This window comes from Georgenia sp. (assembly GCF_054605595.1).
In genome coordinates, this window is the sequence record NZ_JBTSDU010000020.1 from 19,435 (window position 1) to 31,902 (window position 12,468).

At 72.1% G+C, this 12,468-nt stretch carries 11 protein-coding genes, 1 pseudogene and 2 riboswitches; of the genes and pseudogenes, 3 read left to right on the forward strand and 9 right to left on the reverse strand.

Annotated elements, in window-relative coordinates; genetic code table 11:
* Nucleotides 1-45: 45 nt before the first annotated feature.
* Nucleotides 46-480 (forward strand): class Ib ribonucleoside-diphosphate reductase assembly flavoprotein NrdI, encoded by a 435-nt coding sequence (gene nrdI, locus ACYC1Z_RS04505; RefSeq protein WP_461408345.1) that lies wholly within the window; start codon nucleotides 46-48, stop codon nucleotides 478-480.
* A 9-nt stretch (nucleotides 481-489) separates the two neighbouring features.
* Here nrdI and ACYC1Z_RS04510 read toward each other — a convergent pair whose 3' ends face one another.
* From ACYC1Z_RS04510 to ACYC1Z_RS04540, 7 genes and pseudogenes are all read right to left on the reverse strand, one after another.
* Nucleotides 490-1,740: a M18 family aminopeptidase gene (locus ACYC1Z_RS04510; protein WP_461408346.1), complete on the reverse strand. Its 1,251-nt coding sequence runs from the start codon at nucleotides 1,738-1,740 to the stop codon at nucleotides 490-492.
* Nucleotides 1,741-1,832: 92 nt separating this feature from the next.
* Nucleotides 1,833-2,171 carry a YchJ family protein gene (locus tag ACYC1Z_RS04515; protein WP_461408356.1) on the reverse strand — a complete coding sequence of 113 codons (339 nt, stop codon included), beginning with the start codon at nucleotides 2,169-2,171 and terminating at the stop codon, nucleotides 1,833-1,835.
* A gap of 244 nt (nucleotides 2,172-2,415) precedes the next feature.
* Nucleotides 2,416-2,601: pseudogene (locus ACYC1Z_RS04520) on the reverse strand (SRPBCC family protein); the annotation flags it as partial.
* Nucleotides 2,602-2,696: 95 nt separating this feature from the next.
* Complete coding sequence (locus ACYC1Z_RS04525; RefSeq protein WP_461408357.1) at nucleotides 2,697-3,563, reverse strand: ABC transporter permease; 867 nt, start codon at nucleotides 3,561-3,563, stop codon at nucleotides 2,697-2,699.
* Between the two features lie 127 nt (nucleotides 3,564-3,690).
* Nucleotides 3,691-4,629, reverse strand: coding sequence for an ABC transporter ATP-binding protein (locus ACYC1Z_RS04530; RefSeq protein WP_461408347.1), 939 nt, complete (start codon nucleotides 4,627-4,629; stop codon nucleotides 3,691-3,693).
* A complete protein-coding gene (locus tag ACYC1Z_RS04535; protein ID WP_461408348.1) occupies nucleotides 4,626-5,825 on the reverse strand; it encodes a LolA family protein in 1,200 nt (399 codons plus the stop codon). The genes ACYC1Z_RS04530 and ACYC1Z_RS04535 overlap by 4 nt, the downstream gene beginning before the upstream one ends.
* 430 nt (nucleotides 5,826-6,255) lie before the next feature.
* Complete coding sequence (locus ACYC1Z_RS04540; protein WP_461408349.1) at nucleotides 6,256-7,785, reverse strand: MFS transporter; 1,530 nt, start codon at nucleotides 7,783-7,785, stop codon at nucleotides 6,256-6,258.
* 81 nt (nucleotides 7,786-7,866) lie between these two features.
* Here ACYC1Z_RS04540 and ACYC1Z_RS04545 point away from each other — a divergent pair, with 81 nt between their 5' ends.
* A complete protein-coding gene (locus ACYC1Z_RS04545) occupies nucleotides 7,867-8,400 on the forward strand; it encodes an acyl-CoA thioesterase (RefSeq protein ID WP_461408350.1) in 534 nt (177 codons plus the stop codon).
* A gap of 167 nt (nucleotides 8,401-8,567) precedes the next feature.
* Nucleotides 8,568-8,655, forward strand: a riboswitch (glycine riboswitch).
* A riboswitch (glycine riboswitch) is annotated at nucleotides 8,656-8,752 on the forward strand.
* A 47-nt stretch (nucleotides 8,753-8,799) separates the two neighbouring features.
* Nucleotides 8,800-9,762: a DMT family transporter gene (locus ACYC1Z_RS04550; protein WP_461408351.1), complete on the forward strand. Its 963-nt coding sequence runs from the start codon at nucleotides 8,800-8,802 to the stop codon at nucleotides 9,760-9,762.
* A gap of 117 nt (nucleotides 9,763-9,879) precedes the next feature.
* Here ACYC1Z_RS04550 and ACYC1Z_RS04555 read toward each other — a convergent pair whose 3' ends face one another.
* Nucleotides 9,880-10,653: an SDR family oxidoreductase gene (locus tag ACYC1Z_RS04555; RefSeq protein WP_461408352.1), complete on the reverse strand. Its 774-nt coding sequence runs from the start codon at nucleotides 10,651-10,653 to the stop codon at nucleotides 9,880-9,882.
* A gap of 802 nt (nucleotides 10,654-11,455) precedes the next feature.
* The gene (locus ACYC1Z_RS04560; protein ID WP_461408353.1) at nucleotides 11,456-12,133 is read right to left on the reverse strand and encodes a hypothetical protein; all 678 of its coding nucleotides are present in this window, start codon (nucleotides 12,131-12,133) and stop codon (nucleotides 11,456-11,458) included.
* Between the last annotated feature and the right edge of the window lie 335 nt (nucleotides 12,134-12,468).

Genomic DNA, 12,468 nt, shown 5'->3' on the forward strand with positions numbered 1-12,468 from the left:
CTTCGTCCTGGTGTCGCCGCGGAGGCGGATGGCACGTTGAACGGCATGCCGGGCCCTGCGATGATTCCCTCGTACTACTACTCCAGTGCCTCCGGGATGGTGCGGCTGTTCGCCGAGCGGCTCGCTCGACCGGTGTACGACGTCGGTGTCCGCGAGGTGCGCCGGTCGGTCCCGACAGGGCCGTGGGTGCTCATCACGCCGTCGTACAAGACCGGCAACCCGGACAATGACACGATCCCCGAGGCCGTCCGCCGGTTCCTGTCCGACCCCACGACGCGACGGCACCTGGTCGGCGTGATGGGTTCGGGGAACCGCAACTTCGGTACGCACTACCAGGCTGCGGCCCGTCAGATCGCCCGCACCTCGGGGCGCCCGGTCCTGTTCGAGTTCGAGCTGCAGGGCACCCGGTGGGACGTGGAGCAGGCGCGCGAGATCCTGGCCGAGCTGGACACGCGGCTCGCCGGTCGGCAGGCCGGGTAGCGGCCGGGCTCAGGCGCCGCCGAAGAACGCACCCACCGCACCGGCCAGGGCGACGACGTCGCCGGTGTGCGCGAGCTCGCGGGCGGAGTGCATCGAGAGCAGCGGGATGCCGACGTCGACGGTGCGGATGCCGAGCCGAGTCGCGGTGAGCGGGCCGATGGTCGACCCGCAGGGCACGGCGTTGTTGGAGACGAACGGCTGCCACGCCACGCCGGCTCGCTCGCACGCCCGGGCCCACAGCGCGGCGCCCGCGGCGTCGGTCGCGTAGCGCTGGTTGGCGTTGATCTTCAGCAGCGGCCCCGATCCGAGCCGGGGGGCGTTGACCGGGTCGTGCCGCTCGGGGTGGTTCGGGTGCACGCCATGACCGGTGTCCGCGGAGAGGCACCACGAGGCGGCGTAGGCCCGCAGCAGGTCCTCGGGCGTGCCGCCGGAGATCCGGGTCAGCACGTCGGCCAGGAACGGCCCTGCTGCGCCCGATCGGGACGCCGAACCGAGCTCCTCGTGGTCGAACGCGGCGAGCACGCTGGTGTGTGGGGCGTCCGCCTGGGTGCCGAGCAGCGCGGTCAGGCCGGCGTGGACGGAGGTGAGGTCGTCCATCCGGCCCGCCGCGAACAGCTGCTCGCCCAGGCCGAACCGACGGAGTGCCTGGGTGTCGGCGGTGAGCAGGTCGTACCCGACGACGTCCTCGGCTGCCAGCCCGGCGGTAGCGGCCAGGTGAGCCAGCAGGTCGCCGTGCTCGCCGACGCCGAACACAGGGACCGTGTGCCGCTGCTTGTCGAGGGTCAGCCTGTCGTTGACCGTGCGGTCCAGGTGGATGGCGAGCTGCGGGATGCGCAGGAACGGGCCGGTGCGCACGAGGTGCTCGGTGCCGTCCCGGGTGACCAGGCGGCCGGCCAGCTCGAGCTCGCGGTCGAGCCAGGAGTTCAGCAGCGGACCGCCGTAGACCTCGACGCCCGCCTGCAGCCAGCCGTGCGCGACGATGGTGGGTCGAGGCTTGAGCTTGAAGCCGGGCGAGTCCGTGTGCGCGCCGAGGACGCGGAAGGGTGTCGTCGCCGTCGAACCCGCGGGCCTGATCCACGCGATGACGGCACCGTCGCGGAGCACGAAGTGTCGGCCGGCACCGCGCCACTCGTCCGTCTCATCGAGCTGTACGAAGCCCGCCTCCCGGAGCCGGCGGGCCACCTCGGCGGCCGCGTGGTAGCTGGAGGGGGAGGCGCTGATGAGGGCGCCGAGGTCGTCGACGTGGTCGGTGGTGGGCACGGCCCCATCCAAGCACGCCGTCCGTGCCCTGATCGGAGTGATGCGGTGTGGACCGTCTGCGGGGTGCGCCGGGTCAGCGGTGCGCCGAATCGTCAGGTCCGGATCTCACCGTCCACGTAGTACCAGCGCCCACCCTCGCGCACGAAGGTGCTGACCTCGTGCAAGGCGCCGGATCCGACGTCAGTACGGTGGTGGGCCACGAACTCCACGACGCCCTCGTCGTCGAACGGGCCGCCCGCCGCGGTGCGGAGGATGTCCAGCCGGCGCCAGGCGACGCCGTCGAGCTCGAGCGTGCGCGGGCGGGTGCTGGGGTGCCAGGTGGTGAGGAGGTAGTCCGCCGCACCCACGGCGAAGGCGGAGTAGCGCGAGCGCATCAGGGCCTCGGCGGTGGGTGGCAGCGCCGTCCCGGTGTGAAAGCGGCCGCAGCACATGCCGTACGGCTCACCCGCCAGGCACGGGCACCGGGCATCGCCCGGGAGGGGAACTGGCACCCGTCCATCGTCGCCCCCGCGGCCCGGGAAGGTGATCGTGGGTGGCCGTGGAAGCGACGGTGGCAGACGAGCGATGGCGTGTGCGCGTCCGGCCTCGGCCGGCTCGTCGGTTACCAACCGAGCCGGCTCCGGCCATCTGACCGGCCGGGGCCGGGGGTCGCGGGCCGGACGTCACGGGGTGGGGTCACGAGGGAACTTTGGCGAGCAACTCCTCGAGCCGCTCGTAGCCCTCGCCCATGCCCTGCTCCATGCCCGGACCGACCATGCCGTCCCTGGCCTCCTGGCTCGGGAAGACCGAGTGGCTGACGAGTTCGCAGCGTCCACCGCCGTGGTCGACGAACGTCATGAAGTGCATGCTGACGACGTCGGGTGAGTGGGAGCGTCGGCCGTGGTGGTGAGTCGATGGTCAGGCAGGAGCCAACGGCGGCCACCCACGTCAGGCACTGGACGTCAGGACAGGACGCGTCAGGACAGGACGTCCTTGGTGGTGAACCGCCCATAGGCGAGGGCGCCGAACACGAGGATGTAGGCCCCCTGGAGGAGAGCGTTGTCCACGAAGGAGTCCCAGACGACGGGTTGGCGCAGCAGGTCGGCGAGGCCGAGCCAGTAGTGGGTGAACAGCCAGGGGTGGAGCCAGGCGACCTGGTCCAGCGAGCCGAGCACCTGCGCCACGATCGAGAGGACCACCGTGGTGGCCATCGCACCCACCGGGACGTCGGTGAGGGTCGAGATGAACAGACCGACGGCGGCCAGGCCGAGCAGGGAGACGGTGACGTAGGCGGCGACCAACAGCGAGCGCACCACCGAGGCGCCGACGCCGATCGTGTCCCCGGAGAGCAGCGTGACCTCGCCGACGGGGAAGAGCACCAGCCCGACGACGGAACCGGCCAGCACGACCGAGAACGTCGCCGCCAGGCAGAACGCCGCCGCACCCGCGTACTTCACCAGCAGCAGCCGCAGGCGACCGGCGGGGGCCAGGAGGAGGTAGCGCAGGGTTCCGAGCCCGGCCTCACCGGCGATGGTGTCACCCGCGACCACACCGACCGTGAGCGGCAGGAACAGCGGGATCGTCACGACCAGCGCGGTGATCGAGACGAAGAGCCCGTTCTGGGTGATGCGGTCGAGGAACGGCGGGCCCTGACCGGGCCGGGGCGGCTCCGCCGATGCGGCGACGACGACGGCGATGATGATGGGAATGGCGGCAAGCGCCAGCAGCATGGCCCAGGTGCGTCGACGCCGGAACAGCACGCTGAGTTCCGAACGCAGGAGCGCGCCGTCACGGGCGGACGGGGGCAGGGGGGACGTCTGCGCAGCGACCCCTGCCACCGGCATCGAGGACGTCTGCGCGGTGACCCCTGCCACCGGCATCGAGGACGTCTGCGCAGCGACCCCTGCCACCGGCATCGAGGACGTCTGCGCGGTGACCTCCGGCACCGGTCGCGCGGGCTCGCCGCGCTGCTCACTGGGCAACGTCGAACCCCTCTCCGGTGAGCGCCACGAAGCGTTCCTCGAGGGACGCCTCCTCGACGGCGAAGCCGCGCAGCCGCACGCCCGCAGCCACGAGGGCCGCCGCGATGGTCTCCGGGACGAGGACGGGGCCGGTCAGAGGTGCGGTCACCACGCCGGGCACCACGGCCGGCTCCAGGCCGAGCCGGGCGAGCTCGGCGCGAGCGATGTCGACGTCGGGGGTGAGCACCCGCACGCGGGCCTGCCCAGCCGAGCGGAGCTCGTCCAGGCTGCCCTGGGCCACCAGCGAGCCGACGCTCATGACGGCAGCGTGCGTGCACATCTGCTCGACCTCGGCGAGCAGGTGCGTCGAGAGGAAGACCGTGGTGCCGCCGGCGGCGAGCGACCGGACGAGGGAGCGGACCTCGCGCGTGCCCTGCGGGTCCAGCCCGTTCGTCGGCTCGTCCAGCACGAGGAGCTCACGCGGGGCGAGCAGCGCATTCGCGATCCCGAGCCGCTGCTTCATCCCGAGCGAGTAGGCACGCACCTTCTTGTCGGCGGCATGACCCAGCCCCACGCGCTCCAGCGCCGCGACGACCCGGGCACCGCGATCGGCGCTGCCGGCGTACCGGTCGGCGGTGTCGATGCGGCGCAGGTTGTCCCGTCCGGAGAGGAACGGGTAGAACGCCGGCCCCTCGACGAGGGCGCCCACGCGGGGGAGGACCGTGCGCAGGCTCGCCGGCATCTCGTGCCCGAGGACGCGGACGTGCCCGCTCGTTGCCGCAGCCAGCCCCAGCATGACGCGGATGGTGGTCGTCTTGCCCGAGCCGTTCGGTCCGAGGAACCCGAAGACGCTTCCGCCGGGCACGGCCAGGTCGATCCCCGCGACCGCAGCCTGGTGGCCGAACCGCTTGGTGAGCGCGTGCGTCTCGATCGCGAGAGAGTCGGTCACGACCCCGCAACGGCCTGGAGCCGCTCCGAAGAAACGGCCCCGACGAGGACCCGGCCGTCGTCGGTGACGAGGGCGTTCAGGAGCGCGGTGGAGATCAGGCGACCGCCGTCGACCGGCTCGGCCAGCTCGCCGAGCAGCGGGCTGGCGAGCAGGTCGCCGCCGACCGGCAGGACCAGCACGGTCTCCCAACCGGTGCCGACCGTCTCGGCGCCGTCGGCGGCCCCGCCGAAGGCGCTCATGCCGGATCCGGCCAGGGGGCCGACACCGCTGTCGGCTCCGTCGGCTCCGTGTGGCGGCAGGTCGGGAAGCGTCCGTTCCATCACCGTGGCACCCGCCGGTGGGGTGAACTCGAAGACAGCGGGATCGGGCGCGGCGAGGTCGAGGGAGGTATAGGCGAGATCCAGCGCCGGGTCCGCCTGGCCGCGGGCGTCGACCGTGACCCGCAGCGGGAAACCGGTCTCGCCGTCGACGGCCACGGTGATCCGGGCCACGAGCGTCTCCGAGGTGCGTGGCGTGAACACCAGCGCATAGGCGTCACGGCCGGCCACGGTGACGTCCTGGTCCACCGTCAGCTCCGACGTCGGCTCGACGGCGGCGACGAGCTTCGCGGCGAACTCGTCCGGTGTGGGGACGGTGCCCGCGGTGGCGCGACCCCGCTCATGCTCCGGGAGCGTGAGGTGGGTGACGGCGTTCTGCTGGAAGTCGTTGAACCAGACGTCGGCGCCGTTGTGCACGACATTCAGCTCCGTGAACGAGTCCATGAGCTGGAGCCGGGCACGGTCGGTGCCGTCGACGTAGACACGACCGGTGTGCTCGCCGGTCAGCCACGCCAGGGCGTCGGTCAGGCCGCCGGTCTCGGGTGCGGTCGCACCGGGCCCGCCCGGGGCCCCGGTACCATCCTCGTCCCCGAACCCGCTCGGCCCGTGCCCAGGTATTCCCGGCCCGTGCCCGGACAATGCGGCCGGCAGCTCGGGGAGCCCCAGGTCGGACGTCTGGGTGAACGCGCCTGAGAAGGACTCGACGGAACTTCCGACCAGGAGCGCGAGGACGTCCTCGGGGGTCTTGTCGGGCAGATCCGCGGCCCCCGCCTGGGAGGTGATGGCAAGGGTGCCGGCGATGACGGCGGGCACGGCGACCGCGGGCAACCATCGGAACCAACTGCGGGCCATGAGCACACTCTCCCTCGCGACGGACATCACTGCGACGGTACGTCGTCTTCGGGGCGTGCACCAGCCCCTCGCGGCGTGCCGGGCGCGGGGCCTCTCGACCTCGGACCCCCTCAGGCCGGTGGCTCCCTTCCGGCCGGTCGGCGCGGTGCCGACGCCCGACCACGGGCCGGGCGGGTGCGGTGCGGACCCGAGCGCCGCGACCCCACCGTGCGGTCTGTCGGCGGTGGCGGGCTGGAGGAGGTCCTCGGCGCCGTCGCGATGCGTGGCGTGTCCTCGGAGGCGGACGCGTTCCAGACACCCCCCGACTGGCGCACGAGGGATCACCTCGTCACGGTGGTACGGTCCTCCGCGGGGAAGCCGCCGTCGCGCAGCATCGCGCGGCTGTGCTTGCGCAGGTGCCGGCGATCTTCTGCCGTGGCACTGAATCGTCACGCGGCGCGGGTACGGCCGGGGCTGGTCACGCATGCTCGGCGAGCGGGCCGTCGCCGGACGTCCGCCGGTCTCGCACCGCGAAGGCGAGCGAGACGAGCAGGCACAGGCTGATCGCGAGGAACGCCGCGGCGAAGCCCCGCTCCCACGTGCCGACGGCGACGACGGCGAACAGGATGGCCGTGATCATCGCGGTGCCGATCGCGGTACCGATCCGCTCGGCGGTGGACTTCACCCCGCCCGCCGTGCCGCCGTACGTCGACGGAACGTCCTCGAGCGAGAGCGTCTGGTTGGCCGAACCCAGGGCGCCCTGGCCGAGGCCCGGGATCATCAGTGTGAGCGCGAGCCACCAGAAGCTGATGCCGGCGGCCTCGACGAGGAGGACCACGCCCACACTGAGCAGTGCTCCGGCGATCACCAGGGTCAGGGCCCCGACGATGATGGTGCGGCCCCTGGACAGCGCCCGGCGTCCCGACCACATCGAGGAGAAGGCGGAGACGACGGCGTTGGGCAGCCCGATCAGCCCCGTCTCGAGCGCGCTGACACCGAGCCCGTTCTGCAGGTACAGCGCCACGACGACGAAGATCGACGTGGAACCGAGGAAGAACGTACCGCCCACGGCGGCGCCGTTCGAGAACGACGGGAACGAGAAGAGCGCGAGGTCCACCATCGGTGCGTGCCCGCGCGCCTTGTACCACCGTTCCCACCGCGTCCATAGGAGCAGGACGAGCAGCCCGACGGGGACGATCAGCCACATGAGCGCGCTGCCCCGGGACATGAACGGCAGCATGACGGCGAGCACGGCGAGGGCGAGCAGCAGCGAACCGATCGGGTCGAGGTCCACCTTCTCCCGCAGCACGGCCGGCGCCGGACCGGTGGCGGTGCGGGCCCTCTTGGCGAGGCGGGCGGCCCGGCGGGCCGCGAGACGCTTGCGCTCCTTGCCGAACGGGAACCAGGCGAGCGCGAGCGCACAACCCAGCACGCCGATGGGGAGATTGATGAGGAAGGTGGCCCGCCAGCCGATGTCGGTACCGAAGGTCTCGATGATGACGCCCGCCAGCACCGGCCCGACAGCCACGGAGGCGGCCACGACGGTGCCGAACAGCGCGAAGGCCCGGGCCCGGTCCATGCCCTTCCAGTACTGCTGGATCATCCCCATCGTCTGCGGGTTGTACAGGCCCGCCCCGATCCCCTGCACGAACCGCGCGAGGTTGAGGAACATCGGCGTCGGTGCGAGGCCGCAGGCGAGGGACGCCAGGGAGAAGACGGCCAGGCCGAGCACGAAGAAGCTGCCGCGGCCGAGGACGTCACCGGCCCGGCCGGCGGGCACAAGCGTGATACCGAACGTCAGCGCGTACCCGGCGAGCACCCACTGCAGATCCGAGTCCGTGGCGCCGAGCCCTTCCGAGATCGTGGGCAACGCGACGTTGATCGAGGAGACGGCGATGAGCGCCATCGCGATCGGGATCAACAGCACGAGCAGGATGCGGCTGCGCCGGAAGACGCGGTCCGTACCTGCGACGCGGATGAGGTTCGGGTCCTCGGGCTGCTCGGTCACGTCCCCGTTTCTATGCCCTGGGGGCCGAAAGTGCCAGAACGGCCCGCCGTCGGGCGGGGCGGTCCGGGGTAACCTCCGCGGATGGCACGTCAACTGGACCTCCTCCGCGCGAGCGCGATGCCGCGCAGGCCCGTCCCCGGCCGCGGCATCCTCGACCCGTCGGTGACCCGGATGCGCGTGCGCCCGGGCGATCTGGACATCTACCTGCACGTCAACAACGGCGTCTACCTGCAGATGATGGATGTCGCCCGGACCAACCTCATCGCCGACCTCGGCGGCTTCGCGCCGCTGAAGGTCAACGGGTGGTACCCGGTGGTAGCGGCGTCGACCGTGAAGTATCGCCGGTCGCTCCGGCTGCGGGAGCGGTTCGTGGTCACCACCCGCGTGCTCGGCTGGGACGAGCGCGTCATCTATCTCGAGCAGGTCTTCACGCGCGACGAGGATCTGTGCGCCCGCGGGCTCGTGGCGGGCCGCTTCCTGGCTCGCGGGTCAAGTGACCGTGTCCGCGCTCCCGACGTCGTCGCCCTGCTCGGGACCCACGGCATCGCGAGTCCGAAGCTGGCGGACGACGTGGCCGGGTGGGCGCGAGCCCTGGACGTGGCGCACCGTGACTGAGGTCGTCGAGCGCACCGCGAGCGAGGGCGTCGAGCCGGCCACGGCGTGATGGTGACCGTGACGGTGGCGAGGGACCGTCGCCCCAGCGGGGTGCGCCACGTGAGACGGCGTGACGGGCGGCGCTCCTGACGGGACATAATGGCCTCGCCGACAACTGAACATGCCACTCAACCGCGGCGGGAGAGTCCCGCACCCGCGGGCGCCGAAGGAGCAACCCCCCGGGAATCTCTCAGGCACCCAGACCGCCACGGCCAGGCTCCTCTGGAAAGCAACCCCGATCGGGGTTCACCGACGGTGTAACCGGGCCCTTGGCCCGCGAAAGCTCTCAGGTCCACATGACAGAGCGGGGAACGTACCCGTTCTGCGTGCACCCGATGCGCGCCCGTCCCGAGGAGTTCTGTGGCCCTGTCCACCTTCGCGCCCACGGCTGCACCCGAGCGCACCCGGCTCGTCCCGGCAACCCGTACCAACCCGGCGAACCGCCGTCTCGGCGTGCTCGCGATCATCGTCTCGGCCACGGCGATGGGTACCGCCGGTGTGTTCGGCCGCCTGGCCACCCCGTCCGGCGCTCTGATCGGCGAGGCGCTCACGCTGGGCCGCATGCTTGTCGGTGCACTGGGGATGCTGGTCATCCTCGCCGTCTCGCGACGCCTCGGGCTGCTGCGACGCACCCGCTTGTCCTGGTCCGTCGTGCTCGGTGGCGTGTTCCTCGGGCTCTCGCTCGCGACGCTGCTCTCCGCGACCGTGCTGATCGACCTCTCCCGTGCCGTGGCCCTGCACTACCTCGGCCCCGTCGTGGCGACCGTCCTGGCCCGCGTGCTCCTGAAGGAGTCGATCAGCCGGACCGACTTCCTCTCGTTGGGCACCAGCTTCGTCGGGATGATGCTGGCCGCCGGCCTCGTCGAAGGGCACCCGCTCGCCACCTCGGGGGACGCGCTCCTCGGCACCGCGCTGGCGACCGCGTCGGGTGTGCTCTACGGTGCGGCGCTGCTGAGCTACCGCTACCGCACCGACATGCCGTCGGACGTGCGCAGCTTCTGGAACTTCGTGTTCGGCGCCGTGGGGACGGCGGCGATGGTCGCCGTGACGCGCCCCGACCTGTCGGGGATGACGGCGTCGCACTGGGCGTGGGCGGTCGGCTTCTTCCTGGTCTGCGGGCTCCTCGCCCTGGGCCTGCTCGTCGTCGCGGGCAAGCACCTGCGCGCCGCCGAGCTCTCGGGCCTGTCGTACTGGGAGGTCGTGGTGGCGCTGTTGCTCGGGGCCGCCGTCTTCGGCGAGGCGATCTCGCCGCTCGCGGCCACCGGCACAGGGCTGATCCTCGCCGCCGCCGTCCTGCCGCTCCTCCGCGTCGAACGCGCGTAGCGTCGCACGCGGGTGGGTCTCGACCACGGCCTTGGGGGCCGTTACTTTCGGCCTGAGCTGCGCGTGTGGTGCCGCCTCGTCACCGCGTGCGCGCCGCCGCGCGGCAGACCGCGGCACTCACCAGGTGCTGGCTCCGCGCAGGACGGCGTCGGACCCGCCGTCGACGAAGACGACCTGTCCGCACAGGTGGGTGTTCTCCTCTCCGGTGAGCCAGGCGAGGAGGTTGCCCACCGTCTCGGCCTTGGCGATGCCGTTGAGCGGCATGGGCACCTGCTTGAGCAGCGCCGCGCGCGCCTCCTCGGTGGCGATCAGATCGGTGACCATCGGCGTGTCGATGATGCCGGGGGCCACCGCGTTGAGCGGGATGCCGGCGCCCGCCCACTCGGGTGACGCGGCGCGGCCCCGCAGCCACAGTGCGAGCGCGCGCTTGGTGGTGCCGTAGATCAGGGGAGCGCGCTCGTCGGCGGCGAGCTCGCCCGCCCGGGTGACGGCGTCGTCCTCGGTACCCTCGAGCAGCAATGCGAGGAGCTCGTCGTCGGGCGGGAAGAGCGAGGCCATCGAGGAGACGGCGACGGCGCGGGGTGCGGGGGAGCCGGTGAGCATCGGCCGTAGGCCCTCGAGTGTGGCGATCGCACCGTAATAGTTCACGCGCACGGTGGCGGTGGTCCCGCTGGAGAGTCCGGCGCACGCGATGATCGCGTCGATCCGGTCGCCGGTGCGTGCGCGCACCAGCTCGACCATGGAGGCGCGGCCGGAGTCGGTGGACAGGTCCGCCACGATGTCGGAACCGGCGAGGTCCACGCCGAGGACGCGGTGGCCGCGCCCGGTGAGGATCTCGGCGGTGGCCAGGCCGATGCCGGAGGCGGCTCCGGTGACGACGTAGGTGCTCATGGTGACCCTTTCGGTGGGTGGGTCGGGCATCTCCGAAACTAACCGGTACCGGCGGTTCCAGGAGCGGACCATGGGCCCACGGACGATGGGCCCGGAGGCACCCGACCCAGACCCGTCGACGCGCTCTCCGGCGCCGGAACCGTCCGACGCCAGACGTATTTCGGCCCGAGTCCGAAGACCCGGGCCGCTGGTGCCACCGTGGAAGGTCAGTTCTCGTGGTATGCCCGATCGTGGGCGGTGCCGGTGCTCTCTACAGCTCAGCGGCCTAGTTCTCGCGAGATGCCTGACGGCCAGGTGGCGATGGTTGAGTACCTCACTGCTAAGCATCACCCGCCTGCACTCGTTCGGCACCGCCCCTCATCCGTCGGCGGGCGGGGTGCACTCCTGCCGAGCCGCCGGGGAGTCGCGGTCTGGAGAACCCAGCGTACCCACCGATCGCCCGATGCGATAGGCCAGACGTCCGTTGTGCACGGCGCCGTGGTGGTTCGCTGGGCGCCGGACCCTGTCATACCCCCGGATGCGGGTGGAGGAGCCGGCCGCCCGTCCCGCCGACCGAGGAGGACGACGCCATGAGCCGGGAGTCGGGGCGGAGCAGCCACGAGATGTGGAGACCTCGGATCGTGCCCCCGGTGCGGGGGTGGTCCTCGCCAGGTACCGGGCACATCCTCGTGCAGAGCACCGCCGGCCGGCTCATCGGAGGACGCAGCGTCAGCGATGAGCCGGCCGACCCGGCGGCCGGTGCTGCCAGACGGTGCTGGTCAGACGGTGCTGGTCAGACGGTGCCGGTCAGACGGTCAGCGGGTCACACGGTCTGGAGGACGCGGTCGACGGCGCCGCGCAGCGTGGTCGACGTGGCGTCCTCGTCGGGCGTGGTGCCCGGGTTCCCGGAACGGCCGTGCATGCCGCCACCGCGGTGGTGCAGCGCGGGAACCTCGTCGACGACGGCGGTCACGCGTTCCTCGAGCTGAGCCTTGAGCTCGTCGGCGCGGTCCTGCTCGAGGTCGCCGGCGGCCACCGCCGTGTCGATGCGCTCGGTGGCCACGGCCACGAGCGCGTCGACCAGCGTGCCGACGTCGACGCCCTGCTGTTCGGCGAGGTCCGCCAGGGAGGAGCCGGACCGCAGCGCGTCGCGCATCTCCTCCGCGGTCAGACCGAGCACCTCGCCGGCCGACTCGAACGGGAGCGGGCCGGCGTCGTCGTGCATGCGGCGGCCGAACTCCTGCGGGCCGAGGGCCTCGGAGTCGTTGAGGGTCGCGGCGATGGTGTCCGCCTTCTCCTGCGTCAGGGTGCCGTCGTCGACGAGGCCGGCGAGAGCCTCCTTGAGCCGGGTGAGGCGGTCCGCGAGGGACGAGTCGCCCGCCGTGGTCGCTGTGTCCGGCTTGGTCGCAGTCTCCGCACTGGCGGGCAGGAGCGCGCCGGCGACGAAGAGTCCGCCGACAGCCACCGAGCTGGCGGCGGTGATCGTGGTGAGCTTTCGCATGTGTACTCCTATGGTCGTCCGGGTGCGGTGGCCCGGCGTGATCCGCGCTCACCACCGTGGTGTGCCGACATGGCAGGACCCTGGGACGAGTCTGGGAACAACCCGGGACCGGGGCCGAGGATCCTGGGATCCGGGCCCGGACGTGCCGACGTCCGGGCCGTTCGTCCCGGGTCGGTGGCATCGGACCTGGCATCCTGATCGCGCAAAACGGACGAGACGCTGGGGAGCGACAGTGAGACGACTGACGTACGCGATGGCCGGACTGGCGCTCGTGCTCGCCGGCTGCGCCGGGACAGAGCCCGGCACCGAGGCCCCCGACGCCACCGAGGCCCCCG